The organism is Gluconobacter roseus, assembly GCF_046058915.1.
Classification (GTDB): Bacteria; Pseudomonadota; Alphaproteobacteria; order Acetobacterales; family Acetobacteraceae; genus Gluconobacter; species Gluconobacter roseus_A.
In genome coordinates this window covers 2,378,872-2,405,322 of record NZ_CP175538.1, presented here as the reverse complement: position 1 = coordinate 2,405,322, position 26,451 = coordinate 2,378,872, and the positions used below count along the sequence as shown (strand labels likewise).

General features: G+C 58.3%; 26 protein-coding genes, 1 tRNA gene and 1 pseudogene. 11 read left to right on the top strand and 17 right to left on the bottom strand.

Annotated elements, in window-relative coordinates; translation table 11 throughout:
• The first annotated feature begins 8 nt into the window (after positions 1-8).
• Entirely contained in the window at positions 9-1,133 is a 1,125-nt protein-coding gene (locus ACJ2A4_RS11275; RefSeq protein WP_408872884.1) for an SMP-30/gluconolactonase/LRE family protein, read from the top strand.
• Positions 1,134-1,155: 22 nt separating this feature from the next.
• On the opposite strand, the gene ACJ2A4_RS11270 is transcribed toward ACJ2A4_RS11275, so the two are convergent.
• Positions 1,156-1,443, bottom strand: a complete 288-nt coding sequence (locus ACJ2A4_RS11270) for a hypothetical protein (protein ID WP_408872883.1) — start codon at positions 1,441-1,443, stop codon at positions 1,156-1,158.
• 327 nt (positions 1,444-1,770) lie between these two features.
• Here ACJ2A4_RS11270 and ACJ2A4_RS11265 point away from each other — a divergent pair, with 327 nt between their 5' ends.
• Entirely contained in the window at positions 1,771-3,801 is a 2,031-nt protein-coding gene (locus ACJ2A4_RS11265) for a hypothetical protein (protein ID WP_408872882.1), read from the top strand.
• Here the strand turns inward: ACJ2A4_RS11265 and ACJ2A4_RS11260 are convergent.
• Positions 3,732-4,488 (bottom strand): IS5 family transposase gene (locus tag ACJ2A4_RS11260; protein WP_275877879.1). Its coding sequence is split into 2 segments (ribosomal slippage): positions 3,732-4,164 and positions 4,163-4,488, totalling 759 coding nucleotides; the frame shifts between segments, so codons are not numbered across the junction. The genes ACJ2A4_RS11265 and ACJ2A4_RS11260 overlap by 70 nt on opposite strands.
• Positions 4,489-4,550: 62 nt before the next feature.
• On the opposite strand from ACJ2A4_RS11260, the pseudogene ACJ2A4_RS11255 reads away from it, so the two are divergent.
• A pseudogene (locus tag ACJ2A4_RS11255) lies at positions 4,551-7,844 on the top strand (Hint domain-containing protein); the annotation flags it as partial.
• Between the two features lie 94 nt (positions 7,845-7,938).
• Here the strand turns inward: ACJ2A4_RS11255 and ACJ2A4_RS11250 are convergent.
• Entirely contained in the window at positions 7,939-8,847 is a 909-nt protein-coding gene (locus tag ACJ2A4_RS11250; protein WP_408872881.1) for a LysR family transcriptional regulator, read from the bottom strand.
• Positions 8,848-9,007: 160 nt separating this feature from the next.
• Between ACJ2A4_RS11250 and metF the strand changes: the two genes are divergently transcribed.
• Positions 9,008-9,976, top strand: a complete 969-nt coding sequence (gene metF, locus ACJ2A4_RS11245; protein ID WP_408872880.1) for a methylenetetrahydrofolate reductase [NAD(P)H] — start codon at positions 9,008-9,010, stop codon at positions 9,974-9,976.
• 304 nt (positions 9,977-10,280) lie between these two features.
• On the opposite strand, the gene ACJ2A4_RS11240 is transcribed toward metF, so the two are convergent.
• The 9 genes from ACJ2A4_RS11240 to ACJ2A4_RS11200 form a co-directional block, all read right to left on the bottom strand.
• A complete protein-coding gene (locus ACJ2A4_RS11240) occupies positions 10,281-11,309 on the bottom strand; it encodes a methionine synthase (protein WP_408872879.1) in 1,029 nt (342 codons plus the stop codon).
• Positions 11,310-11,336: 27 nt separating this feature from the next.
• The gene (locus ACJ2A4_RS11235; protein WP_408872878.1) at positions 11,337-12,320 is read right to left on the bottom strand and encodes a DUF1852 domain-containing protein; all 984 of its coding nucleotides are present in this window, start codon (positions 12,318-12,320) and stop codon (positions 11,337-11,339) included.
• A 714-nt stretch (positions 12,321-13,034) separates the two neighbouring features.
• Positions 13,035-13,394, bottom strand: a complete 360-nt coding sequence (locus tag ACJ2A4_RS11230) for a hypothetical protein (RefSeq protein ID WP_408872877.1) — start codon at positions 13,392-13,394, stop codon at positions 13,035-13,037.
• An 11-nt stretch (positions 13,395-13,405) separates the two neighbouring features.
• Positions 13,406-13,546, bottom strand: coding sequence for a hypothetical protein (locus ACJ2A4_RS11225; protein ID WP_408872876.1), 141 nt, complete (start codon positions 13,544-13,546; stop codon positions 13,406-13,408).
• Between the two features lie 32 nt (positions 13,547-13,578).
• Positions 13,579-14,106, bottom strand: coding sequence for a recombinase family protein (locus tag ACJ2A4_RS11220; RefSeq protein ID WP_408872875.1), 528 nt, complete (start codon positions 14,104-14,106; stop codon positions 13,579-13,581).
• Between the two features lie 61 nt (positions 14,107-14,167).
• A complete protein-coding gene (locus tag ACJ2A4_RS11215; protein ID WP_408872874.1) occupies positions 14,168-14,389 on the bottom strand; it encodes a hypothetical protein in 222 nt (73 codons plus the stop codon).
• A gap of 391 nt (positions 14,390-14,780) precedes the next feature.
• Positions 14,781-15,683, bottom strand: coding sequence for a ParB/RepB/Spo0J family partition protein (locus tag ACJ2A4_RS11210; RefSeq protein WP_408872873.1), 903 nt, complete (start codon positions 15,681-15,683; stop codon positions 14,781-14,783).
• A gap of 68 nt (positions 15,684-15,751) precedes the next feature.
• Entirely contained in the window at positions 15,752-17,296 is a 1,545-nt protein-coding gene (locus ACJ2A4_RS11205) for a hypothetical protein (RefSeq protein ID WP_408872872.1), read from the bottom strand.
• Positions 17,297-17,425: 129 nt separating this feature from the next.
• Positions 17,426-17,511: transfer RNA gene (locus ACJ2A4_RS11200), tRNA-Tyr, on the bottom strand.
• A 159-nt stretch (positions 17,512-17,670) separates the two neighbouring features.
• Between ACJ2A4_RS11200 and rlmB the strand changes: the two genes are divergently transcribed.
• Positions 17,671-18,429 carry a 23S rRNA (guanosine(2251)-2'-O)-methyltransferase RlmB gene (gene rlmB / locus ACJ2A4_RS11195; protein ID WP_408872871.1) on the top strand — a complete coding sequence of 253 codons (759 nt, stop codon included), beginning with the start codon at positions 17,671-17,673 and terminating at the stop codon, positions 18,427-18,429.
• Between the two features lie 45 nt (positions 18,430-18,474).
• On the opposite strand, the gene ACJ2A4_RS11190 is transcribed toward rlmB, so the two are convergent.
• On the bottom strand, positions 18,475-19,560 hold the full coding sequence (locus ACJ2A4_RS11190; RefSeq protein WP_408872870.1) for an alkene reductase: 1,086 nt from the start codon (positions 19,558-19,560) through the stop codon (positions 18,475-18,477).
• Positions 19,561-19,654: 94 nt separating this feature from the next.
• Here ACJ2A4_RS11190 and ACJ2A4_RS11185 point away from each other — a divergent pair, with 94 nt between their 5' ends.
• On the top strand, positions 19,655-19,954 hold the full coding sequence (locus tag ACJ2A4_RS11185) for an ArsR/SmtB family transcription factor (RefSeq protein WP_408872869.1): 300 nt from the start codon (positions 19,655-19,657) through the stop codon (positions 19,952-19,954).
• A gap of 8 nt (positions 19,955-19,962) precedes the next feature.
• Here ACJ2A4_RS11185 and ACJ2A4_RS11180 read toward each other — a convergent pair whose 3' ends face one another.
• Together ACJ2A4_RS11180 and ACJ2A4_RS11175 are read right to left on the bottom strand one after the other, a co-directional pair.
• Positions 19,963-20,439, bottom strand: a complete 477-nt coding sequence (locus ACJ2A4_RS11180) for a TspO/MBR family protein (protein WP_062507862.1) — start codon at positions 20,437-20,439, stop codon at positions 19,963-19,965.
• Positions 20,440-20,494: 55 nt separating this feature from the next.
• Positions 20,495-20,878, bottom strand: a complete 384-nt coding sequence (locus ACJ2A4_RS11175) for a hypothetical protein (protein ID WP_408872868.1) — start codon at positions 20,876-20,878, stop codon at positions 20,495-20,497.
• Between ACJ2A4_RS11175 and ACJ2A4_RS11170 the strand changes: the two genes are divergently transcribed.
• The gene (locus tag ACJ2A4_RS11170) at positions 20,877-21,845 is read left to right on the top strand and encodes an RluA family pseudouridine synthase (RefSeq protein ID WP_408872867.1); all 969 of its coding nucleotides are present in this window, start codon (positions 20,877-20,879) and stop codon (positions 21,843-21,845) included. The genes ACJ2A4_RS11175 and ACJ2A4_RS11170 overlap by 2 nt on opposite strands.
• Before the next feature lie 244 nt (positions 21,846-22,089).
• Positions 22,090-22,983 carry an RNA polymerase sigma factor RpoH gene (gene rpoH / locus ACJ2A4_RS11165; RefSeq protein ID WP_062507856.1) on the top strand — a complete coding sequence of 298 codons (894 nt, stop codon included), beginning with the start codon at positions 22,090-22,092 and terminating at the stop codon, positions 22,981-22,983.
• Between the two features lie 57 nt (positions 22,984-23,040).
• Here rpoH and ACJ2A4_RS11160 read toward each other — a convergent pair whose 3' ends face one another.
• Together ACJ2A4_RS11160 and ACJ2A4_RS11155 are read right to left on the bottom strand one after the other, a co-directional pair.
• Positions 23,041-23,598, bottom strand: coding sequence for an SDR family NAD(P)-dependent oxidoreductase (locus ACJ2A4_RS11160; RefSeq protein WP_408872866.1), 558 nt, complete (start codon positions 23,596-23,598; stop codon positions 23,041-23,043).
• Positions 23,558-23,815, bottom strand: coding sequence for an SDR family NAD(P)-dependent oxidoreductase (locus ACJ2A4_RS11155; protein ID WP_408872865.1), 258 nt, complete (start codon positions 23,813-23,815; stop codon positions 23,558-23,560). Before ACJ2A4_RS11155 ends, ACJ2A4_RS11160 begins: the two co-directional genes overlap by 41 nt.
• A 174-nt stretch (positions 23,816-23,989) precedes the next feature.
• Here ACJ2A4_RS11155 and ACJ2A4_RS11150 point away from each other — a divergent pair, with 174 nt between their 5' ends.
• From ACJ2A4_RS11150 to ACJ2A4_RS11140, 3 genes are all read left to right on the top strand, one after another.
• Entirely contained in the window at positions 23,990-24,640 is a 651-nt protein-coding gene (locus ACJ2A4_RS11150; RefSeq protein WP_408872864.1) for an IclR family transcriptional regulator, read from the top strand.
• A 147-nt stretch (positions 24,641-24,787) separates the two neighbouring features.
• On the top strand, positions 24,788-25,186 hold the full coding sequence (locus tag ACJ2A4_RS11145) for a GlcG/HbpS family heme-binding protein (protein ID WP_408872863.1): 399 nt from the start codon (positions 24,788-24,790) through the stop codon (positions 25,184-25,186).
• Positions 25,187-25,214: 28 nt separating this feature from the next.
• Positions 25,215-26,450 (top strand): MFS transporter, encoded by a 1,236-nt coding sequence (locus tag ACJ2A4_RS11140; protein ID WP_408872862.1) that lies wholly within the window; start codon positions 25,215-25,217, stop codon positions 26,448-26,450.
• Position 26,451 lies beyond the last annotated feature (1 nt).

The window sequence follows — 26,451 nt, the reverse complement described above, 5'->3', positions numbered from 1 at the left end:
TTTCAACCATGCCCCGTCAGACCATTCTGGCCCTCACCGTCAGCGCCGGTCTCGCCGCCCTGTCCGCTGCGTCCCCCGCCCTCGCCGCCCAGACGGTGGACAAGGGGACGCTCCCGTCGGGCAATGTGCAGATCATCGGGCGTTTTCCCAACGCCCAGCCTTCCGGTATTGCGGTCCTGCCCGATGGACGCCTGGTGCTTGGTTTCCCCCGCAGTGCACATGAACATTCCGGCCCGCGTCTGGCGCTCTACGTCAATGGCAAGCTGACACCCTTCCCCGATGCAGCCGCGCAGGAGCAGTTCGTTTCCCCGCTTGGCATGACGGTTGATGCGAAGGGGCAGCTCTGGGTTCTGGATGAAGGCATGGTGGCCGGAACGGGCACGGTTGCAGGCGCACAGAAGCTTTTCCGCATTGATCCCGCCAGTGCAAAGATCGCACAGGTCATTCCGCTTTCCGCACCTGCCCTGCTGCCGGACAGCCACGTCAATGACGTCCGGATCGACCTGACGCATGGTACGGCGGGCACGGCCTTTATCACCGACAGTTCGACCGGCGTGCATCCGGCGCTGGTCGTCGTCGACCTGGCGACGGGACATCAGCGGCGCGTCCTTGGTGATACGGTTCCCGTCATGCCGCAGCCCGGATTTGTTGCGATGATGGATGGTGTCGCAGGACGTTACGATCCGGACCACGCCATCCTGCCCCAGGGTGGTGCGAACGGCATTGCCATCAGCCCGGACCAGCAGACACTTTACTGGCAGCCGCAGACCAGCCGCCGCCTCTATTCCGCACCGACCGCAGTGCTGTCCGATCCGAAAGCCAGCGAAGCGACGCTGGAGCGGGCCGTGAAGGATGAAGGCGAAACCGGCATGGGCGACGGTATGGCAACCGGGCCGGACGGGTCGCTCTACATCACGGATGATGAGCGTCATGCCATCCTGCGCCGCAAGCCGGATGGCGAAATGTCCGTTGTGGCCCATGATCCGCGCATGACCGAACCCGATGGCCTGGCCTATGCCAATGGCGCCCTCTACAGCACGATCGGCCAGTGGGCCCGGCTGTCGGTCTTCCATGATGGCAAGGATCTTGAAGTCATGCCGTATATTGTCGTGAAGATCGCCCCGCTGAACTGAAGCCATCCGACGCCGGGAGCGCTCACCAGCCTTCCGGCGTCAGTCCCATACGGCCCGTCCCAATTCCGTTCGCGGAACCCAGACCGGATTGCGGGCCAACCCCATAATTCCCTGCACCGCCAAAGCCCGTTCCAACACTGACGGCCCCGTGGATTTTGTGATCCGGCCGGGAAGAGTCCGCCTGTTTGTCGGAGCCACTGGTAACCAGCGGCCTCAGCAGCGCGGACCGGCTGTCCGTCGGCTGCGGGCGTGGATGCGAACATCCTGCCAGCCCGACCAGAATCATCATGATGAACATATGCGGCTTCATGCGGACACAGACTCCCTGATCAGTTCGCGCCTGTAATAGCGGACATCCGCACCCGCGGAAGCAACGAACCATTACGCTTGCAGGTATTTTAGTGCCTGGACGCGCTTCTTTTTCTGAAAAAACGAGGACTTTTCAGGGGGAAATCCGGCCCTGCACACAAGATATGTTTCGTTATTTTATTGAAATGAAAAGACATAAAATGAAGCTTTCATGATTAATACCGTATTTTTATCGAAACATATTGACTCTTTTTTATACATTCACCGAAATTCATGTTTGCTTTTCAGTAATCATCCCGGGGAACGCCCCTCGTCAGGATAGAGTTCAATGACGTCGAAATTTCTTATTAATGAATTCATGTTCAATCCAAGTGTTTCTGGTGATCCAGATGAATTTATTGAAGTAAAAGGCGATGCCAACACCGATTACAGCGCCTGGTCCCTGATCGTTGTCGATGGTGACGGCACCGCAGCGGGCAAAATCGACAATGTTTTTACAGTCGGCGTCACAAACAGCGATGGCTACTGGGTCACACCTTTTCAGACGAATGCGCTGCAGAACGGCACGCAGACTGTTCTTCTCGTCAAGGATTTTACCGGCAAGACCGGCGATGATCTCGACACGGCCAATGCCGGAACCTTCACATCAACACCATGGTCCGAAATCGGGGACACGATCGCCGTCTCCGATGGCGGCAAGGGCGATCCGACCTATGCCGGAGCCCCGGTCCTGACGGGTTCGATCATCAACGGCGCCTCGCGTATTCCTGATGGCACCGATACGGACAGCACCTCGGACTGGGTTGCGGATGATCCGTCCCTCGCCGGGATTGACGGCTATGGCACCGTTGCCGCGGCAGGCACGGTTCTGGTCACGCCGGGGGCAGCAAATGACGGTACATCCTCCGGCGGAAGCACGGGCGGCGACACTGGCGGATCGGGTTCAGGTGGTTCCGATACGGGTGGCTCGAGCGGCGATACCGGAGGTTCGGGCACGGGGAGCGACACGACAACCCCGCAGGACCTGACGATCCAGCAGATCAACGGCACCGGCTATTACAGCCCGTATGCCAATGCTTCTGTCATGACTACGGGCGTCGTGACTGCCGTGGATACGAATGGCAGCCTCGGTTTCTGGATCCAGCAGTCCAACCCGGACAAGAACACGGTCGGCAGCTCGGGCATCTTTATCTATGCGGGCAAGACGGCGACACTTCCGACAGTAGGCGAGACCGTTTCCGTAACCGGCACGGTCACGAACTATTCCGGCATATCCTGGAGCAAATCCCTCACCCTCCCGGAAATCAACCTCGTCTCCTACACCGATACCGGCGCGGCCTATGTGAACACCACGCCTGTCGTGGTCGGTCAGGGTGGCCTGACAGTTCCGGCCGCGTCCTATCTCGGTGACCTGACGCAGGCGATTAACCTGAACACGAGCACGGCCTCTCTCAGCCCCGACACCAATGCGCTCGATTTCTACCGTAACCTGATCGGGCAGGTCATTACGATCCATGATGCCGTGGCTGTCGGCGCCACGGCTTCGAACGCAACCTGGGTCGTGCCGGATGGCGGCGATGGACTGCTAACGCCGACCGGCGCTCTTCAGGAAACGGCCGACAGCGTCAATACGCAGCGGATCGAACTCTATTACGACAGCGGTGTCACACCGGGCTCTGCCATCAGCGCGGAAGTCGGGGACAAGCTGGGCGATATCACGGGCGTTCTGACCTATTACAACGGCGTCTATGAACTGGTCCCGACCACACAGGTCACGGTCTTGCATACCGACACGCCAGCCCCGGTCACGTCCCTGCACAAGGACGATCAGAACCTGCTGGTCAGCGACTACAACATCGAGAACTTCAACGCGCTCGACCCGGCCAATGCGGACCGCCTGAAACAGGTTGCACAAATCATTGTCAGCAATCTCGACAGCCCCGACGTGCTGGCGCTTCAGGAAATCCAGGACGACAGTGGCACGACCAATGACGGCACCGTCAGTGCATCGCAGAACCTCGCGGCCATCGTCAAAGCCATCGCGGATGCAGGTGGGCCGACCTATTCCTGGGCCGAGGTGGACCCGACCAACAACGCCTCGGGCGGCGTTTCGGGCGGCAATATCCGCAGCGTTTTTCTCTACAACCCCGAGCGTGTCAGCCTCGCAGCGCCCGTCACGACCATCGGTGACGAGGAACTGGCCAGCGGTACGTTCAAGAACACCCGCCTGCCTCTGGTCGGCACGTTCGAGTTCAATGGCCAGACGGTGACACTCGTTAGGCTCAGGACTCATAGCCAGAACAAGACGGTTGCGGCGAGGCAGACTGCCGAGAAGAAGACGGTCGGGCATCTGTCATAGCGTGTTGCGACCCGTCTCCAGTCCTTGAGCCTGCCGAACATGATCTCGATACGGTGGCGTCTTTTGTATTTCCGTTTGTCGTATTTGACCGGTTTTGCACGAGATTTTCGACCAGGAATACAGGGTTTGATCCCTTTCTCCTCCAGGGCCTCTCTGAACCAGTCAGCGTCATAGCCCCGGTCTGCCAGCATCCATTCGGCTGGTGGCAGACTGTCCAGAAGGGCAGCGGCACCAGTATAATCACTGATCTGACCTGCTGTCATGAAGAAGTCGAGCGGACGTCCGTTCCGGTCGGTGACAGCATGCAGCTTCGTATTCATCCCGCCTTTGGTCCGCCCGATCAAACGGCCTGAGCCCCCTTTTTAACCGCAGGCTCGAAGCCGTGCGATGTGCCTTGAGATAGGTCGCATCAATCATGATTGTCTGAGGCTCTGCCTTGCCAGTAGCCAGTCCCTCCATCATGCGGATGAATACCCCCATAGCGCTCCAGCGCTTCCAGCGGTTGTAGAGCGTCTTGTGTGGACCGTATTCCCGGGGCGCATCACGCCAGCGCAGACCATTTCTGTTCACGAAAATGATCCCGCTCAACACACGACGATCATCAACGCGAGGTTTGCCATGGCTCTTCGGGAAAAAGGGCCGCAGACGATCCATCTGCTCCTCCGTCAACCAATACAGGTCACTCATCTTCAGTCTCCTCACAGAGGCTGAATCAGATTTCCGCAATCATATCAATGGGTCCTGAGCCTAACGTGCATCTGTCGTCGCAGGCCGGCAGCAGCGAGCTTTATGGCGCGACCCAGCCGCCCGTAAACCATGGCGGCACGACGGATACGGTCAACAACCGTATCGCGCAGGCGCAGTACATCACGAACTACGTCAACGGTCTGCTGACCAGTGATCCGACCGCCAAAGTCGGCATCCTCGGCGATTTCAATGACACCGAATGGAGCGACGCCCAGCAGGTCTATGCCAATGCCGGCCTGACGGACATGAGCACCACGGAAGACCCGTCCAACCGCTACACCTATATCTTCGAAGGCAATGCGGAATCGCTGGATCATACGATCGGCAGCGCGGATTTTGCCAGTGCGGGCCAGCTCGAGACGATCCACGTCAACACGGGCTCCCTGACCGGCGAGTCAGATCACGATCCGTCCGTCACCCTGCTCGCAATGACGGATTACAACGCCACGAACGGCGCCGCCCTGTCTGACATTACCCTGGCGTCCGGCAAGACAGCCGCGGTCCATAGTGGCAGCACGGCCTCGAACATCTCGGTCGGCAATGGCAGCCGTCTGGCGCTGTATTCCGGCAGTACCGCCAGCAACATCGCACTTGCCAGCGGTGCCAAAATCGACCTGCCGGAACTCGCCTGGTCCAGCAATGCCACCACGACCCTGACGGATCCGTCGACCCTTCAGATCACCAACGGCACCAGCACCTATACGATCGGCCTCGATGGCGCCTATGACGCCGATTTCTTCAGCCTCGCCTCCGACAGCAGCGGCGGTACGATGCTGCTTGCAGAAGGTACACCCTGCTATTGCCGCGGCACGCTGATCCTGACAGATCGGGGTGAAGTGCCCGTTGAAAGCCTTCAGATCGGCGATCTGGTCCAGACGGCCACAAACGGCCTGCGCCCGATCCGCTGGATTGGCCGTCGCAGCTATTCCGGCACCTTCGCCAATGGCAACCGCGACATTCTGCCGGTCGTGTTCCGTCGTGGATCGCTCGGAGAGGGCCGGCCGCATCAGGATCTGTCGGTCTCGCCCCTGCATGCCATGTATCTTGATGGCGTTCTGGTTCCGGCCGTTCTGCTGGTGAATGGCAGCACCATCCTGCAGGCCGAGCGCATGGATGAAGTGGCCTATTTCCATGTCGAGTTGGAACAGCATGACATCATCATCGCCAACGGCACACAGTCCGAAACCTTCGTGGACGATCATTCCCGCGGCATGTTCCATAATGCCGGCGAATATGACGTCCTTTATCCGGATGCCGCCCCGGTTGCAGCCCTCTACTGCGCTCCGCGCGTCGAGGAAGGGGCACAGCTTGAGGCCATTCGCAGCCGCCTGAACCCGACGCGACGGAAAACCGCAACGTTTACGCCGCTCGAAGGCTATCTGGACGCAGCCACCCACAGCCATGTCCGAGGCTGGGCCCGCGTGCCCGGCAGTGACCGGCCCGTACGCCTGCAGATCGTCGATAATGGTGTGGTTCTGGGTGAAGTTCTGGCCAACCAGTCCCGGGTTGATCTTGGTGGCGACTGCGGGTTCCATTTCGACATTCCAGGCGGTCTTTCTCCGCTGGAGCGCCACGTTCTGGAAGTCCGCCGGGTCGACGATCACGCCCCCCTCGCCCATGTGCCCTGGATGATGGATCAGGCAGAGGAGAAGCCGCGTCAGGCCATCGTGGCGTCTACTCCCGTTGTCCCGATGGATGGCTGTGTCGATAGCGTCACCCGCAGCCGGATCACGGGATGGGTCTGCACCCCGACCATGCCTGATGAGGCGGTGACGCTCCAGATTGTTGATAATGGCGTCCCCCTTGCCACCGTGGTCGCCAATGGTCGCCGGCCGGATGTTGCGCGTACCGGACGGCCGATGCTGTGCGGCTTCGACGTCCTGTTACCTGGCGGCCTGTCTCCGATGACACGCCATGTTTTGGAAATCCGTCGCAGCTGTGACGGCGCACTTTTAGGCGAGCCGCAGGTTCTCGAAGCGGCAGATTCTTTCGACGCCGACATGACCCGCAGCATCGCGCGTGCCGTGGCCGCTGCAGCAGAAGATCAGACGGGCGATCAGGTCCTGTCTTTCCTGCTCGCACAGGTGGAGAAGCTCCGTCAGATCCGTGCGGAAGCAACAAGCGGCACCACACAGGCTGCCGTCGGAACCGCACGCCGTCGCCGCGGCATGACCACACCGGCTTCCATCCAGCGCCGGCGTGCTTTGGTTATTGATGGCCAGTATCCGATGGCGAAACGCGATGCCGGATCGCAGGCCATCCTGTCACACATGGCGGCGCTCGAAGCCCTCGGCTACGAGGTCAGCTTCGTCGCTGCCGACCAGATGGACCGGGTGTCTGCGCTGGACACGCTGCCAAACGTGAACGTCCTCGGGCAGCCGCTCTTCGCATCTGTCGAAGACGTGCTGCGCCGTCAGGCGAACAGCTTTGACGTTGTATATCTGCATCGCGAGGACATCGCGACGCGCTACATGGCACTGGTCCGTCGCAACCAGCGCAAGGCCCGCGTGCTCTACAGTGTCGCGGACCTGCACTTCCTGCGTCTGGCCCGTCAGGCCGCGGTGCAGGGCCGGCCGGAACTGATGGCACAGGCCAACCAGATGCGTATCGCGGAATACAGGGCCGCTCTTCAGGCCGATGCCGTCCTGACGCATTCCGAAGCTGAAGCCGACCAGCTTCGCAGGGATCTGCCACAGGCCAGCGTGCATGTGGTTCCCTGGGCCATTCCTGCCCAGACAGGTTCATCTGGCGATCGCAGCGGCGTGGTGTTCGTCGGCAATTACGCGCACGCGCCGAATGCCGATGCCGCCCGCTGGCTGGTGGAGGAGATCATGCCCGCGGTGTGGGCAGCCGATCCAACCATCTGCTGCACACTGGTCGGCGCGGACATGCCTGAGAGCATCCAGGCCCTCGCCGATGACCGCATCCAGGTTCTCGGACATATCCAGGATCTGGGTGCCGTGCTCGCAGCCCATCGCCTGAGTGTCGCACCTCTGCGTTTCGGCGCCGGCATCAAGGGCAAGGTTATCGAAAGCCTCGCCTCCGGCCTGCCCTGCGTCATGACGCCTGTAGCGGCCGAAGGTCTCGCACTGCCCGGCGATCTTCAGGACCTTGTTCAGGCCGATGCAGTCACGCTGGCTGACCGGATCGTGGCCCTGCACAATACTGCAGACCTGTCCGGACTGGTCGCAGCCGGTCAGGCTTATGCAAGCATGACATTTTCCATAGACGCCGTGACCACGGCACTCGAACAGGCCGTGAAGTGCCATCAGCCGGAACTGAAAACAGCCATCTGACCAACCATAATCCGGACAGGGCGACCTGTCCGGATCAACAGATGAACCTGTCTGTAGAGCTTTTTCCAGATGGCAGGCCGATGATGAATATCAGCTACGAATTCTGAGTCTCTTCCCGGGGCTCGGCGGCAAATTTTATGAAATCGGCGAGATACTGGATATCGTCGTCCGTCTCTCGCCGTCCGAGAAAAATCTGTTTTGCAATCCCGTTTTTCCCCAGCCTTATCGCATGGAGATCATAGCGTGAGGCATATTCTTCCACGAGCCAGCGCGGAAGAACTGCAACCCCTCGCCCATGCGCGACCATGACCAGCATGATGTCAGTTGTTTCGATCTGCTTCTGCTGGCGCGGCGCGATACCGGCGGGCTGGAGGAACTGGGTGTAAATATCCAGCCGTTCAGACGGTACGGGATAGGTAATGAGCGTTTCGCTGGCAAGCTGTTCCGGCGTGATGTGCTTTGCGCCGTAAAGTTTGTGACTGCTTCCCACAACGAGGACCAGCTCATAGTCGAAGACAGGTGTGAAATTCAGCTCGGGCTTGTAAAGCGGGTCGGGCGTCACGAGAATATCGATCTCGTTACTCAGCAACGCTCCGATACCGCCAAACTGGAACTTCTGTCGCACATCAACGTCCACTTTCGGCCAGCGCTCCAGATATGGCGAGACAACGTTGAGGAGCCATTGATAGCAGGGGTGGCATTCCATCCCGATCCTCAGGGTACCGCGTTCGCCATTGGCAAACTGTTCCAGCCTTTCTTCCGCCAAAGAAAACTGTGGCAGCAACCGGTTGGCCAGAGAAAGCAGCCACTGACCGGCCTGCGTCAGCACCAGCGAGCGCCCCTCGCGCCGCCATATCTTCACACCAAGCTGGAACTCGATCTTGCGGACAGCGTGACTGAGCGCAGGCTGGGTCAGATTCAACCGTGCCGCTGCCGCTGTTAATGAGCCTTCCCGGGCGACCTCCCGGATAATCATCAGATGGTTGCGTTCGAGAATGCCCATGTCTCACCGGTTAGATGCATCAAATTCATGTATTCATGAAAACATATCATTTATGCGCATTATCCGGAACGGTTATCTGGAGACGGTCCCAAGCACATCCGGATCCTTTCTCCATGCTCATCTCCCGCCAGTCCACCATTGTCATTTCGGGGGCGCTGACATGAATTCGGAGCTGAAACGCAGGACTTCCGAAGAAGAAAGCGGCTCCCTGCCGTTCTGTGGCTCTGGCCTGCCCGTTCCTGTCCTCTCCTTCGAGTTCATTCCCCCAAGGACTGAGGCGATGGAGCGGCGTCTGTGGGCGTGCATCCGCCGTCTGGCGCCTCTCTCGCCCCGTTTCGTATCGGTGACGTATGGTGCCGGTGCAAGTACACGGGACAGTACATACGCCACCGTGCTGCGTCTTCAACAGGAAACAGATCTGGCTCCAGCCGCCCATCTGACCTGTGTGGGAGCATCGCGTGAGGAAATTGACGACATTGCCCGTCAATACTGGGAGGCCGGAATCAGGCATATCGTGGCCCTGCGTGGCGATCCGCCTGCGGGAGGGACTGGCTATACGCCGCATCCGGATGGGTATGCCTATGCCAGCGATCTCGTTGCGGGCCTGCGCCGGATTGCGGATTTTGAAATCTCTGTCGCCGCTTATCCCGAAGGACATCCTGCGGCTTTGAGTCCAGAGGCCAATCTCGACAATCTCAAACGCAAGCTCGATGCCGGAGCGACGCGGGCCATTACCCAGTATTTTTTTGAGGCCTCGACCTATCTGCGTTTTCTGGACCGCTGTCTGGCAGCGGGCATTACCGCGCCGATTGTACCCGGCATCATGCCGGTATCGGATTATGATCAGATCGCGCCATTTTCGAAAATGTGCGGAATAACCGTGCCATCCTGGCTGACGCATTTGTTCGAAGAAACCTCAGGCAACCCGGAATTGCGTCGGACCATCGGCAGCCTTGTCGCCGTTGAGCAGATCCGTGCCCTGCAGGCCAGAGGCGTCAATGAGTTTCACGTGTCTACATTGAACCGACCTGATCTGAGCTACGCAATTGCTCATATTCTTGGCGCGCGTCCGACGGGTTCGCTCAAGCAGGCTGACAGTTCCGGACAGCAGGACAAGACTGATGACTGATCAACCACGGAACAAGCAGGGTAATATCGAAACTGCCGCCTTGAGCCGCGGCGATAAAACACAAAGTGAATCCCGCACGCCATTTCTGACATGCGATGAACCGGAAGACACTGACCCGGAAGGTGGAAAACCGTGGGAATGTCCCTGCTGCGCGATGCCGTGGGGCTTATGAAACGCTTTTGCCGGAGATATTTCTGCGCTCCAGACATTGATCAGAACAGGAAGCGACTGAGAAGCGTCAGAATGTCGTCTGGTTTTCCGGGCATGAACGCATTACTGCGTCATGCACCGGGTATCGGGCTCGTCAGGCAGAAAGCTCTTTGCGAATGATCTCTGCACCAGCGCCAAGAGCTTTCAGCTTTCCCCGGGCGACACGACGAGACAAAGGGGCCATGCCGCAATTGGTGGAAGGGTAGAGCTTGTCCGCGTCCACAAACTGCAGAGCTTTTCTCAGAGTGGCGGCCACCTCTTCTGGTGTTTCAATAGTGTTGGTTGCCACATCAATGGCACCGACCATTACCTTCTTGCCGCGGATCAGTTCGATAAGATCCATCGGAACACGGGAATTCTGGCATTCCAGAGAAACCAGATCGATGCTGGATTTCTGCAGCTTGGGAAAAATCTCCTCATACTGCCGCCATTCTGCACCCAGACTGTTTTTCCAGTCGATATTGGCTTTGATGCCATATCCATAACAGATATGGACCGCGGTTTCGCACTTAAGCCCCTCGACAGCCTTTTCCAGAGTAGCCACACCCCAGTCATTAACCTCGTCGAAGAATACATTGAATGCAGGTTCGTCGAACTGGATGATGTCGACACCGGCAGCTTCCAGTTCCCGGGCCTCCTGGTTGAGAATCTTTGCAAATTCCCAAGCGAGCTTCTCGCGACTTTTGTAGTGACCGTCATAGAGCGTGTCGATCATGGTCATGGGACCCGGCAACGTCCATTTGACCGGCTTGTCTGTCAGCGACCGCAGAAACTTCGCATCTTCGACAAAGACGGGCTTTTCACGCGCTACGGCATCCACAACTGACGGCACGCTCGCATCGTATCGGTTGCGAATCTTGACGGTCTGCCGGTTCTCGAAATCCACGCCGCTGAGATGCTCAATGAACGTCGTAACGAAATGCTGGCGCGTTTGCTCGCCATCGCTGACGATATCGATCCCGGCACGGTTTTGATCGTCCAGCGTCAGGTGCAGCGCATCCTGTTTGCCTTCAATCAGTTCTTCACCCTGCAGCTTCCAGGGGGACCAGAGAGTTTCCGGCTTCGCGATCCAGGAAGGCTTGGGCAGGCTGCCAACGGTCGAGGTCGGGAGGAATCTTGTCATGGTTAATGGCCTTGTGTGGTCAGGTAATCAGGCGGAATACTGAGCAGACCACTGCTCAAGAATATCCTGGTGTGGCTTGATGAAGGTCTCTTCGGTGAATTTTCCCTGCGCCACTGCCAGCTGGCTGCGTTCTTCACGATCATAGACAATCTGGGTTGTCGAGAAGTCCTGATGTTTCAGGCTGGGCTGATAGCAGCCTGCCGCCGGCGAATTGGCATTATAGATCTCAGGGCGATAGACCTTCTGGAAACATTCCATCGTGCTGATGGTGCTGATAAGCTCCAGATCGGAGTAATCTGAAAGAAGATCATCAACGAAATAGAATGCCAGAGGTGCAGAACTGTGAGGCGGCATGAAATACCGCACCTTCATACCCATTTTTTCAAAATACTGATCTGTCAGAGAGTATTCGGGCTGTTCGTATTCAGAACCCAGAACCGGATGATAGTTTTCGGCTCTGTGATAGGTCCTGTTACTTGAAACGCTCAGGCAGATTACAGGCATTTTTCTAAATTTTTTCTTGTATTCATCAGAAGATACAAAGGATTTGAACAGATTCCCATGCAGGTCGCCAAAGCGATCGGGAACACTGAACTCAGAACGGGCTTTATTGTGATTCAGCAGAAGAACACTGAAATCGTAATCCCGGACGTAGGAAGAAAAATTGTTCCCGACAACACCGGGCATGCGCTCATTTCGGAGTTTATCAATAATAGATGTGCTGAGAATCTCGATTAATGGGAATGTTTCATGCTCGCCACGGAAATTGGCAACCATCTCGACAGAAATGATATCCAGCTCAACAGCATAACGATCTGCTCTGGTGTTGTCCCAATGCGCCAGTGCATTGAAACGGTTATCAATCATCTTCAGAACATTGCGCAAATTTTCCTGACGATGCGAACCTCTGGCTAGATTGGCGAAATTCGTTGTCAGGCGGGTATCATTTGACGGACAATAGTCCTCGTCAAATCGGGTTTTCTTTATATTGAATCTGAAATCCATAGTCATGTTCTGCGTGACCTTGCTATGCAGGAAATTCTCATGCCCATTATTTCGAACATTGCGAGAATTTATTTATTTTATAGTTCTGCGGCACTGCTCTGCATGCCATGTACGCCAAGAAGCGTTGCTCGTTGTTATGCCTGAGCCGTTTATTGAACAAAAATGATTTTATTTCATTTATATATGAATTTTGCTCATGAATTAAGGGACGGCAAACATTCGGTAAGAGGATCATTTTGTCCTCCTGCAGTTCCGCTTTCGCAAAATTCAGCAGCTCTCTGGTAGCCGCTCCTGAAGCAACAGCTGTGCCAGTTTGCCTTGCCACGCTTAAGGAACATGGCCAGCCCGATGTGAGCTTTCTTATGATTGATTTGCGTTATTGCGAACCGCTCAGATATCTGAGCCCCAAATCAGATCATGGGGTAGATCGGTGCCTGACCCATAACGCAATTAGATTTTATGAGAAAAATGAGGGGACCTGGTGGAGAGAGTTGGACTTTCCACAAATCGGTCATTTTCCGCAGAAAACTGCCAAAAAACCAGTGACACTCGCAAGTTAACTCAACGTCACTGACGTTCGATCCTGCTTTGGTCAGGACATAACGGAGCCTTAGAGTTTCCTCAAGGAAATCCTTATGAGGCCTGATTTTCTTTAGTGACGCTCATGCTCCCACTGACAAATAAGTCAAACATGAACTTCCTGTAATCTTTGTTAGCCTCTCAGGCACCCAATGGCCGCACCAAGGACCGGACAACGCCCTCACCCGCTTCCGTGAGCTTCCAGACCGTGATGCCCTTCTCTGGCTCATCACATTTGACCACAAGGGCCACTTGCCGAGGCTTCCCGTGATCCAGACCCGCAAGGTTCGCCAGAAGGCCATGCACACGGGCCTTATCGGTCTGCATGAGGAAACCATAGTGCCGTGAGCGCATCATGGGCTCTGCATGGACATGAAGGAGCAATTCCAGATGGCGCACGTTCAAGCCCGCATCACCTTCCTGTCTGGACGCTGCAATGGTCTGGAAGGCTCCTGCAAGCCGCTGGGTTGCTACTCGTTCGGGTGGTAGGTCAATTTGCATGGTATTCTCCTTTATAGGCTTGTGTTTGATTGTTCGTCTGTCTCAACTGTCTTCAGCACCCGCACGACAGCCGTTGGCGTCCATTTAAGGTGCCCTCGGCTCGTCTTGATGCCTCGGCTTTCCAGTTCAGACGCCACAGTCCGCAAGCTCATGCCATTGGACTGTAGTTCCTCAATCAGCGGCTTTATGGTCTGGGCGTATCGTCTGGCCTTCTCAGATGCGGCCTGACGGGCTTTTGTCTGGTCTGGTACAGGACCGCCCCGATACCCCCCCAGACTTTCCCTCGGGCCTTCGCCGCTGTTAGAGCCTGTTTTGTCCGCTCAGAGATTGTGCGCCTCTCCTGCTCGGCTACAGCCGCATAAATGTGCATCAGGAAAGGGTCCACGGATTTGCCCAGTTCAGTCACGATGAACGGGACACGCTCTGCCATCAGCCCGGCGATAAAAGCCACATCTCGACTCAGACGGTCCAGCTTGGCCACAATCACCGGACAGCCGAGCGCCTTGGCTTTCCTTAGGGTTTCCGCAAGGACCGGGCGACGGGAAAGAGCGTCAGCACCTTTGCCTGTCTCGACTTCTTCAGCCCACTCCACAATCTCAATGTCTTCAGCCTGCGCGAAGCGGGTGATTGCACTCCGTTGGGCGTCCAGTCCCAGCCCAGAGCGCCCCTGCTTTTCAGTGCTGACACGGATATAGGCAAGGGCACGGGGCATATGTACTCAATCTCCTGAACGGACGTTGTGCGGAGTGTGTACGGTTACGATTGGCGGGTTGTCAACCTCGGTCTTTGGCTTTTGCTGCTAGTGCAGCTTTGTTCGCTTCGTTGGTTTCGTGCAGAAATGTCAGGAACGGGCTTCGGCCGTGCTGTTGTCGTGCAATCCGGTCCTCAAGTATCCTCTTGGCCTCGGCTACTAGCATCTCCATTTCCTCATCAATCGCTTTTAGTTCGTCTGTCTGGTCCGTCATCATCTTCTCCACTGTTTTGTTGTTTCTCACCGTTCTGCTCCTGCACAAAAGAAGCGGACCCCTAATCCAATTGGGGGTCACGGGACTCCAAACGGGCCACCGCGAGGGCATGACGCGGTTCCGGGTTCGGTTCCAATTCGGGGGCTAAACCCCGCGTTGTTTTGTTGTTCGATCCAGACGAGCGGCGTGGGCATTTTCGGGTTTTGGGGTTTTCGGGCCGATCTCCCTATATCCGATATAGCGTGTTCGTCCGTTCAGTCTTTTCAGCCACGTCTCCCTTCCGGTCCTGTGGGTATGGTGGTTTCTCAAGGGTTTTTCGGTACTACCCCCCGCCTCTCGTTCTTTAGAAGTGTTAAATTTCAACACTAGACCATGAAAAACCCCAGTTTCTCTATGGCTCCGACCATCCCGAAGGGTTCATTTAGAAGGCCACGGCCTCCTCAAACTCATCTTTAGGCATCCGTGTCCATGCCCTCTTGGCCGCGTCTTCCATCGCGAAGGCAATGGCCCGTGCAGCCCGCTCATCCCCAGCATCGCTTGCCATCTGGACCAGCTCAAGGACCGCCTCAAGGTAGGGTCTAGCTTCCCCTTCAAAGTCCCTGAACTCTGCCTTGAATACTGGCCGCTCGTCCTCTTCCTCGGTCTCTCCTTCAGGGTCCCAGTGTGCCTTTATGACCTTGAAAACCTCCGGATGGTCTTTCTCAATCCAGTTCCGTGCCGTGAACTTTGAGACGGCCCCACCTGTCCCTTGTAGGGCGATCTGAGCATAGCTTTTGGGAGTGCCGTCCGCGCCCTTCCATTCTCCCGCTTTCAGGAACGCACTTAGGGCTGTCCGCCTGTCCTGCTTTGATGGGCGTTGGCCGTGTGTGGCATTGGATATGGAAGACCTGAGAAGTGCCTCTTTCCTCGTCATGTCCGTGATGACCGCTGGTATTAAGCCCACATCTGCTTGTCTGTACGCTGCCATGCGGTGAAAGCCCGCAATCAGGAAGCAAGCCTTCGCTCCTGAAGCCTTGTCATGAAGTCTGGCCAGTTCAACGGGCGGTAGTTCAGCCCCGGACCGGATAGCCGTCCTCAGGTCTCTTACATTGCCCGCGTTGAGTCCTGACGGGTTCTTGTCTGTCTTCGCCCGCGTCTGAAACGCCAAGTGGACGTGGAAAGCTCTCTCATTATCCGGGATCATGTGGACCTTCCCGGCCTCTAGGTTCTCCGTCAAGTGCGTCCGGCAAGTGCTGATCTTGGGGATTGCCACCCTCTTGATAGCTTTCGACCTCGTTCCCTTTGTTCTCTGGGCCAGTGTGTCCGGGTTCGTCGGGTCGCTCAAATCTCTGTTTCCTGTGTCATGCTGTTATATTTCCTACCTTCATGGTCTTCCTGTTGTTCAAGCCTTTCCTAAAGAGCGTTCCTGACCGCCTCAGGTATCCCCTTCTCCACCACCCCGAGCACAGCCCGACTGTACAAGTCCCATCCAAGGTCTTTCGCTGCATAAGTGTTCCCGGCAAGGGATATGGGTTTATGTCCTGTGAGGTGGTCGCGGACCAGTTCCGTACAGGCAGCCGCTCCGTGAGCATTGGCCTGCTCTGAGCAGGTGATGAAGCTCCGTCTGAAGCTATGAAAGTCCACAATTTTGTCGGACTCTCTTCCCAAAACGTCTCTACGAAAATCCGTGAAGCGTTGGGAAACGACATGACTACGCTTCCCTCCTGTTCCTCCGGGTTTGCACTCAGGGAACAGCGGGGCATCTGTATTTCCCTCTCCAGCTTCCTTCAGGCGTCTGGCAATGATTGGTTGCACAAGAGGATGGAGCGGTATGCGCCTGATGGAGTTCTTTGTCTTGGCTTCCTCATCGGTCACTTGGATGCCCCAGAGCTCTCCTTCAGTTCCGTCTCGGTTGAGCACCCGTCCAACGGTTAACGAAGCGAGTTCATTCAGTCTTGCCCCCGTCAGCAAGGCGAGACGCATCAGGTCACGGATAGCCGGACCCCACGCCCATCTCCGTTTCTCATCAGGGTCCGCACTTAGGAGACGGATCAGTTCATCCTCGGTGAAGGGTCGCACCTCAGTTTTCTTCTTACCAGCCTTCCGCTTGAGGCCAGCAGTCGCTCCATTCCACGGGTTGGGGCCTTTCAGAATGTGCTTCTGGATAGCAAAAGACCACATACCTTTCAGTGATGATATTCGGCAACTGACTGTCTTTGCTGCTTTATCCTGATCGTTCAGAAGCCATTCTGCAAAGCCCCCCAAGACCATCTCGGGAATATCCTCGATAACCTGAGCGCGAAGGAAGCCCATGAGGTCTTCAGGTTCCTCAAGGTCCTGAGAATGGGCCAGATAGCGAGAGAAGAGGTTAAACGCGGCCCGGTCTAGCGATATGGCGGAAGGTCCCACTTCGCTCTCCCTGTCCTTCATCCAGCGGTCCATCACCAGAGCGAACGGTGTCCGTGCACCCGTTGCTATCTCCCGGAAGCGGGTCTGATACCTTGCCCCGTCCTTTCCCGCATGGTCGAGCTTATGCGCTCTATCTTCCAGAAAGCAGTCCATACCTTCCACAACGCGATCTCTTGGGCTTTCTGAGATGCCGGTGTTCTCGTCATAGAAGTCATCAGTATCAGAAGCAGACGCGATCTTTCGCCGGGCCTCCAATGCCTCAGTTAGCATCAGTTCCTCGTCCAGCCAGTCCGGCACGTCAACACCATGAAGAGGCGCCAGTCCTGCATCCACCAGCCTCCTGTTCAGTTGCTTCCTGATTGCCTCAAGAGCGGCATCACGAAGCCTCAGGGCGTCCTTATGTGTGCGTGTCTGGAGCGATTTGAGGATGTCTTTTCGGGTTCCTGTCCGGGAGCCCAGAACCTCACCGGCATCCTGCCAGCGGTCTTTCGGGATGATGAAGCGGACATAATAGAGTCCATCCCGTTGTGTCAGATTAGCCATATCCATGCCGCCTTCTATCAACGAAGGCAGGACCGAGCCATAGCATCAAGGTGACGCTAGACCAGTGACGCAGCGTTAACCTGACGTGACGCTAGCTTTGGCTAAGTGCTTGTTTTTCTTAGGAAAGAGAGGACCTGGTGGAGAGAGTTGGATTCGAACCAACGTAGGCGTACGCCAGCGGATTTACAGTCCGCCCCCTTTAGCCACTCGGGCACCTCTCCGGGTCGGCGGTTGGGATATGGCGGATTGACGGCTATGTCAATCGCCTGTTGTCGATTATATGCTTTTTTATGGCCAGAAGATCTCCCTCCCGTTCCGCTCCCGACCGTTCCACGGATCGCTCCTCCCCTTCCACCGGCAGTGCCGATCACGGTACCCATATGTCTGGAGGCCGCACCAGAGAACGGGGCGGCCGTTCCGGTCGTGGTGGTGCCACAAGCTCCGGTCCCGGTTACTGGATTTACGGACACCACGCCGTGCAGGCGGCTTTGGCCAATCCTGAGCGTGTCATCCACGACTTTCTGGCCACGCGCGAAGCCGCAGCTTCTTTCGGCAATGCGTCCCGCAAACCGCAGATCGTGGACCGTGAGCGGCTGGACCGCCTCTGTGAGCGTGATGCCGTGCATCAAGGCGTCTGCCTGCGGGTCGAGCCTCTGGAAACGCTGGCCATCCCGGACATCGTCGAACGGACCGGTCCGGTTCTGGTGCTCGATCAGGTGACGGATCCGCGCAATATCGGCGCGATCCTGCGATCCGCCGCAGCCTTCGGAGCCGCTGCTCTTCTCGTGCAGGATCGCAATGCGCCGCAGGAAAGTGGTGCCATGGCGAAGGCCGCGTCGGGCGCGCTCGACGTTGTGCCGATCCTGCGTGAGGTCAATCTCTCCCGTGCCTTACAGGCGCTTCAGGCCGAGAATTTCTGGGTCGTGGGACTGGATGCCGGGGGCACACGACTGGATGGCAAGAGCTTTGCCGGGCGCCGCGTGGCGCTAGTGCTTGGAGCCGAAGGCGCCGGGCTGCGTCGTCTGACGCGCGAGACCTGCGACGAAATCGCCAGTGTTTACATGCCCGGCGACATGGAGAGCCTGAACGTCTCCAATGCCGCGGCCGTAGCACTCTACGAACTGGTCCGCCCGGTCTGAACGGGCAGCTTCCGGGAGCAATGTCTGCTCCCGGAAAGACCTGTTTCAGTCAGAGCGGGACGTGGCGAACGGATAGTCCGTGTATCCTTCCGGTCCCTGACTGTACCAGGTCTTGATATTGTCAGGCTGAAGCGCAATCCCCTTGGCGAAGCGTTCTGGCAGGTCCGGGTTGGAGATGAACTTCCGACCGAAGGCAATTGCATCGGCCTTTCCTTCTGCCAGCGCCGCCTGTGCTTCCTCAAACGTGTAGTCCTGATTGAGCACCAGCGGACGCAGGAACACCTTGCGGATCTGCGGTGACAGTTTTGGCTGGTCCGTTTTTCCGAATGTCCCGTTAGGTCCGGGTTCGCGCAGTTCGAGCCAGGCAACGCCCAGATCCTGAAGCAGCTTTGCAGCCGGTACGAAGACCGTCTCCGGCGCGCTGTCGATGCAGCCCTGCGTGTCACCATTGGGAGACATGCGCACACCGGTCCGTTCAGCACCAACAGCGGCAATGACACGTTCGACTACCTGACGCAGGAAGCGTGTGCGGTTTTCGGGGCTGCCACCATATTCGTCAGTGCGTTTGTTCGTGCCGTCTTTCAGGAATTCGTCGATCAGATAGCCATTGGCGGCATGGATCTGCACTCCGTCGAAACCGGCACGGATCGCATTGCGGGCAGCATTCTCGTAGTCGCCCAGAATACGGCTGATATCTGCTGCATCAATGGCCCGGGCCTGTTCGAAAGGCTTTTTGCCTTCGTAGGTATGGACTTCGCCCGGAGCCGTGGTCGCAGAAGACGAGACCGGCTGTGTCCCGGTCACGGAGGAATGGACCATGCGCCCCATGTGCCAGAGCTGGCAGACGATCTTGCCGCCCTTGGCATGGACCGCCTCCACAACCGGTTTCCAGGCCTCGACCTGCTCATCCGTCCAGATACCCGGAGCGAATGGCCAGCCCAGACCTTCGCGGGAAATGCCTGTAGCTTCGGTGATGATCAGCCCGGCACTGGCACGCTGGCCGTAATATTCCGCCATGAGCGGGGTCGGAACCGCTTCTTTCGTGGCACGTCCGCGTGTCAGCGGCGACATCACGATACGGTTCTTTGCGTGAATGGGACCGAAATCAATGGGATCAAAAAGCGTTGGCATTATCTGTCTCCTGCAACCAGGTCATCCTGTTGTTCGATAACACCCGAACAAAGCAACTGTTGCGATAAAACCTCAGGAAAGGGATAAGAACGCCATGGCTGCCTGTGACCATCCCGCCCCCGAGACGTTTGAACTGACCGTGGTATTGCGGGCCCTCGCCGATCCCGCGCGGCTGGACATCGTGCGGCATCTGGAGCGCGTCGGGGAGGCAAACTGCGCCACGCTGATCGGGACACGGCCCAAATCCAGCATGTCGCATCATTTTCAGGTGCTTCGGGAGAGCGGGATCCTGCGGACGCGGATCGAAGGCGTCCAGCACCGCAATTCCCTGCGCCGCGAGGAACTCGACGAGCGGTTCCCCGGGCTACTGGCGGCTATCCTCAGCGCGCCTTAAAGCAGGTTTCAGTTCCTGCGCCAGATCTGCTCATGGATGCAGGTTGCAAAGATCAGCCAGACGAAGAACGGCACCTGCATTGAGGCCGCCTTGCAGTCCACCTTGTGTGCCGTGCAGATCGAGGCACCGGACGTCATGATCAGGCCAATGCAGATCGCAAGACCGGTCCCAAGCTGGCGCTTGCGGAACACGAAGAACGGGAAGCCCGCCACGCCTGCGACACACAGTGCCCACAGAACAAGCGCCGCAGTCCGGCAACAGGACTTCTCGGCCCGCAGCAGCCGGTAACCCGACCAGGCCAGCAGCCCGTCGAGCACAGTCCAGATCACGGCATAGGCCGGACCAGGCGGATTGAAATGCGGCTTGTTCAGATGTTCGTACCAGCGGCGGGTCGCTTTATCATCAGCCGGGCTGATTTCCCTGGCTGCGTACTGAACCCCGAACACCGTGCCGGCCGCCACGACCGCATCAATCAGACGTCCCATAATCCCTGATCCTTCATAAATCCTGCTGCCCTAACGCGGCAGCAGGGCTCACGGTTCAGGGAGACGGGGACGCAGATGGGACAGGCGTCCCAAAATCGAGCTCGGCGGCGATCTTGCCGGCTTCCGGATTCCACAGCAGGACACGGTCACTGCCCGCACCACTCAGCGTCACCGCCATCAGACCATCCGGACGGGCCGTGACCGCCGTGATGTGCTCGCCCGCGCCAAGCGGAAGCGCCAGACGCGAAAAGCCGCCATCAGCCAGCGGTACGGTCGCCGTGACGCTCGGGCGGGGATGCAGAAAACGGTAGGCAATCACGCCGATCAGTCCGAAGACGGCCGCGATGATCAGCACGCCCATCAAAATTACGGCGGCCAGAAGCGCTTTTGGCGTCTGCGACTCGCTGTTCGCCATTTCCTCGGCTACACCCTGTGTCATGTCTGATCCTATTTCCCCATTCCGCCTTGTTGTCGATGCATCCACGGCTGGCCAGAGGGCCGACCGGGCGCTGGCGGACGCCATCGGCACGGTTTCCCGCTCCCGGGTCAAGGCCCTGATTGAAAGCGGCAATCTTTCCGTCAATGGAAAGACGGTCTGCGAGCCCGCGGAAACGCTGCGCGACGGTATGGAAATAGTGCTGACATTCCCGGCTCCCACCCCTGCCCGGCCGGTCGCCGAGCAGATCCCGCTCAATATCCTGTACGAGGACGACGATCTGATCGTGCTCGACAAGCAGGCCGGGCTCGTCACCCACCCTGCCCCGGGGAACGAGACCGGCACGCTAGTTAATGCGCTGCTCGGGCATTGTGGGGAAGGATTCGAGGGCATTGGCGGCGAGAAACGTCCGGGAATCGTGCATCGTTTGGACAAGGATACGTCCGGCCTGATGGTCGTGGCCAAGACGGCGATGGTCCATAACGCGCTGTCGGACGCCTTTGCCGCCCGTAACATCGACCGCGCTTATCTGGCCCTTGCCTGGGGGCTGCTTCCTGCCGAGGGCGAGTTCGACGGCAATATCGGCCGCGACAAGCGGGATCGCAAACGCATGGCGGTCGTGGGCAGCGGCGGCAAGGTCGCCCTGACACGGTTCAAGCTGATCGAACCCTATCAGGCCGCCGTCTCCCTGATTGAATGTCGCCTGGCCACTGGACGGACCCATCAGATCCGTGTTCACCTTTCGAATGCAGGCCACCCCCTGCTGGGAGACCCGGTCTATCTGCGCCGGATTCCCGCAGCGGCGCGGGGTCTGTCGCAGGATGCGAAGGAAGCGGCCCTTGATTTCCCCCGTCAGGCGCTCCATGCGACCCGACTCGGATTCATCCATCCGCGGACAAAAAAGCAGCTTTCTTTCGAAACAGCCCCTCCCGAAGACTTCCAGGCCTTGAAAAAGCGACTGATCGGCTAAACCTTCAAAGGCCATTGACTTTTTTGGCTGAGCCTGTCATAAACAACTCATCCGACGAGCTGACGCGCCGCCGGAATGGATCGTACCACCAGAGGTCGCCCAGTCCGGGGGCTGACGGTCGGGGACGTGAAAGTCCTTCCCAATGCGTCACCTGGGTCAGACGGAACTATCCCGTCGCCGGTCCGTATGAGTCTCCATCTCATCCGGATGCGGGTTAAGCCCCGGGCGAAAGGAGTCGAAGATCATGGCATCCCCAGCCGTCATTTCAGTGGGTCCCGAGAACAATCTCACCCGCTACCTTCAGGAAATCCGCAAGTTCCCGCTGCTGACGCCGCAGGAAGAGCTTGATCTCTCCCGGCGCTGGCGCAAGGACGAAGATACGAGCGCGGCACACCGCCTCGTCACCTCCCATCTGCGTCTCGTGGCCAAGATCGCCATGGGTTACCGTGGGTATGGCCTGCCGGTGAACGAACTCATCAGCGAGGGCAATATCGGCATGATGCAGGCCGTGCGCCGGTTTGATCCGGAGCGTGGCTTCCGTCTTGCCACCTACGCCATGTGGTGGATCCGTGCCGCCATGCAGGAATATATCCTGCATAGCTGGTCGCTGGTGAAGATGGGCACGACCGCCGCGCAGAAGAAGCTGTTCTTCAACCTGCGTCGCCTCAAGGGGCAGATGCAGGCCATTGATGACGGCGATCTGAAGCCCGAACAGGTCAATTCCATTGCAACCACGCTCGGCGTGCCGGAGCAGGACGTGGTTTCGATGAACCAGCGTCTGGCTGCGCCCGACCACAGCCTCAATGCGCCGCTGCGCATCGACGGTGAAGGCGAGTGGCAGGACTGGCTCGTGGACGATCACGAGAACCAGGAACAGACCTACGCCGCATCCGAAGAGTTCACGGGCCGCAAGGCCCTGCTTGATCAGGCCCTGATGACGCTGAACGAGCGTGAGCGTCATATCCTGAGCGAGCGCCGCCTGAAGGAAGAGCCTTCCACGCTGGAAGAACTCTCCCATCACTATCATGTCTCGCGTGAGCGTATCCGCCAGATCGAGGCCCGCGCGATGGAGAAGCTTCAGAAGGCCATGGCCGCCGAAGTGGAACATCGCCGCCGCGAAAACGGTCTTCAGGCCTGAGTTGACACAGTCTCCGGGAAACCCCGCTGAAGTTCTGCTTCAGCGGGGTTTTTCATGTCAGGACATTGGCGGCTGACCGTTGGAGGCTGATGTGCCACCATCCACGGCGACCGTGGCACCCGTGACAAACCCGGCCTCCGGGCTGGCCAGAAACACGATTACCGGCGCCACATCCTCAGGCTCACCCAAGCGGCCGAGCGCCGTACGTTCGATGAAACGCTTCGCCTTTTCCGGATCCTCCACCAGCGCCTTGCCCATGGCCGTGCGGCACAGCCCTGGATTGACTGCATTGACGCGGATTCCATACTTCCCCAGATCCAGCGCCAGAGAGCGCGTCAGATTGACCGCGCCGCCCTTGGCCGCGTTATAGGCCGGGAAATTCCAGTCCGCGCCCATGCCGGAAATCGAAGCCACATTGACGATGTTACCCTTCGTCTTCTTCAGATGCGGAATGGCCATCCGTGAACAGTAGAAAATGCTGCTCAGATCAATGCCGATGACCCGGCTCCAGGTTGCATTGTCAATCTCGTCCGGCTGTCCGGGAACGGCGATGCCTGCGTTGTTCACCAGCACATCAAGCTGCCCGAAATGCCCGATGGCAATGCCCGATGGCACGGCTGAACATCTGCTCGACCGCCTCCGGATCGGACACGTCGCATGTGATGGCAAGAGCATTGTCGGCGAACTGCTCTGCAACCGATTTCAGTGTCTCCGCATCCTTGTCCACCAGAACAACACTGGCGCCTTTTTCGTGAAACCGTGTTGCCGTTGCCTTGCCAAAGCCCGAAGCGGCTCCGGTGACGATTACGGTTTTGCCTGCAAAGTCTTTCACGGACATGCTCCCCTGTCTGTTGCATCGGACAGGAAAACGATGCTGCGTCTTCCTGCTTACGCCATTACAAGACGCTTCACGCAGGCCGGGTTCTGTGCTGTCAGGGTTCTTGACCGGGGAATGTCCAGATATTCATCTATGGTGAACTCAGGCCTGCCAGACCGGAAGAAATCCATGACCAGAGCCCCGCGCATGATCCAGTCCATCGAACGCTCCGCCGCGATCCTTGAGATCATCGCGCAGGAAGGCGGCGGGGCACGGCTTCAGGATATCGCTGCAATTTCAGGCATCGGAAAAACCACGGCCCACAACATCCTCCAGACGCTCACGCAGCTCGGCTACGTCCAGCGGAGGCCGGGAGACATGCGCTATCATCTGGGTGGCCGCGTGCTGAACCTCTCCCGCATTGCCGGTGACGATCACGTCCTGCGCACTCGGACGCGTCCCGCCCTTGAAGCTATTGCGAAAGACAGCGGTGCGACGGTGTTTCTCGGTGTCCCAAGCGGGGACAAGGTTGCCTATCTCGACATTCTCAATCCCCATGATCCCGACATGGCCAACGCACTGATGCAGGAGCGTGAGACACTGGAAGGCTCCGCCGTGGGGCTGGTCTGGGCCGACGCGTTCTCAGCACCCGCACCCATGCCCTCGACGGCGACAGCCTCAGCCGCATCGAGGATGTCAGGATCAAGGGTTATTCCCTCGACCTTGAGACATTCCGGCCCGGCTAGAACGCCGTGGCCATTCCCTGGCGCGAGAACGGCGAAGTCCGAGCGAGCATCTGTGTCAGCGGACCAGCCGAAACCCTTCCGCGTCATCGCCTGATCCATCTGAGCTGGATGATGATGAAGCAGGTTGAAAAGGCGCAGGTTCAACAATGCTGGACAAATTGATTTTTCACGAATTTGCCAATTTCATCCTCTGACGACACCGATAGTCTCCGCCATTTCCTCCGCGAAACAGGCCGAGACCATGAAACTTTCCATTGCCACCACCATGCTGGAAGCTGCCCATGCCGAGGCGGCACGCCTGAACGTCGCCGTCTGCATCTCCATTCTCGATGAGGGCACCTGGCCCATGGCCATGATCCGCATGGACGGAACCCCTCTGGGCGCCATCGAGGTCGCCACCAAGAAAGCGCGCACTTCCGTCCTGTTCCAGATGGACAGCGTCGATTTTGCCGAGGTCGGCAGCCCCGGCGGTAAAGCCTACACACTCGAAAATACCAATGGCGGTCTTACGAGCTTCGGTGGTGGCGTTGTACTGAAAGCCGCAGACGGTTCCATCCTTGGTGCCATTGGCGTATCAGGCGCCAGCGTTGATGAAGACATCGCCATAGCGCGTGCCGGCGCCGCAGCACTCAGCACCTGATCTGACATCCCATCAATGGTCCCCCCTCATGACGACTGACACCATGACCGCGCCAGACGCCACGATACAGATTTCCGCGCCGCATGGCCGGACAGCCGCCCTCCTGACTCTCACCTTCGGCACATTCGTCGTCGGCACGGGAGAGTTCGCCATCATGGGCATGCTTCCAGAGTTCGCCCACTCCCTGGGCCTGTCTCCCGCCGAGGCCGGATATGCCGTTACGGCCTATGCGCTCGGCGTGGTCATCGGCGCCCCGCTGATCACGATCCTCGGTGCGCGGCTGTCACGCCGGGAGCTGCTCCTGCTTCTGCTGATCCTGTTCTGCTTCGGAAACATGCTCAGCATCGCCATGCCAACGCCCGGACTGGTTGAAGTCGCACGCTTCATCACCGGCCTGCCCCACGGGGCACTGTTCGGGATTTCGGCACTGGTCGCCGCTTCCATGGTGGAACGCTCAAGGCGCGGCTGGGCGGTCGGGCGCGTACTGTCCGGCATTGCGATCTCAACCCTGATCGGCGCGCCCTTTTCGACCTTTGCCGCCAATCATTTCGGCTGGCGGATGGCCTATCTGATCATCGGGATCTTCGGGTTCGTGACGTTTCTCGGCGTCTGGCGCTACATCCCGGCCGACACCCCCAACCGCAAAAACTCGCCTCTGCGGGAAGTGACCGCCATCGGCAATACGCAGGTCCTGCTGACCCTGCTGACGGCCGCCATCGGCTTTGGCGGCATGTTCGCGATCTACACTTATCTGACCAGCGTGCTTCAGAACGTCACGCATGTTCCGGAATGGCAGGTCATGCTGTTCATGGTGATCTGGGGCTTCGGGATGCTCGCAGGGGCCAATATCGGTGCCTGGATCGTGGACCGGAACCTCGATATCGCAGCTCTTCTGGCGCTCGCAGGAAGTGCCGTGGTCATGATGGCCTTCCCCGTCCTGCTCCATAACGGTCCGGCGCTGATGGTGGATGTCTTTCTGGTCCCGGCCTTCGTAAATGCCCTTGGCCCGGCGCTTCAGACCCGCCTGATGGATTTTGCAGGCGATGCGCAGACACTGGCCGCTTCGCTGAACCATTCCGCGTTCAACATCGCCAATGCGCTGGGGGCCTCTTTAGGTAGTGTCCTGCTGGCCCACCAGCTCGGCTATGGCTCACTCGGCTTCGGCGGGGCGATCCTCTCGGCGTCCGGACTGCTCGTCTATCTTCTCGCGATGCTGGTGCTCAGGCGGAGCGGACAGATCGAAACCCGCGGCGCAATCGACTGAG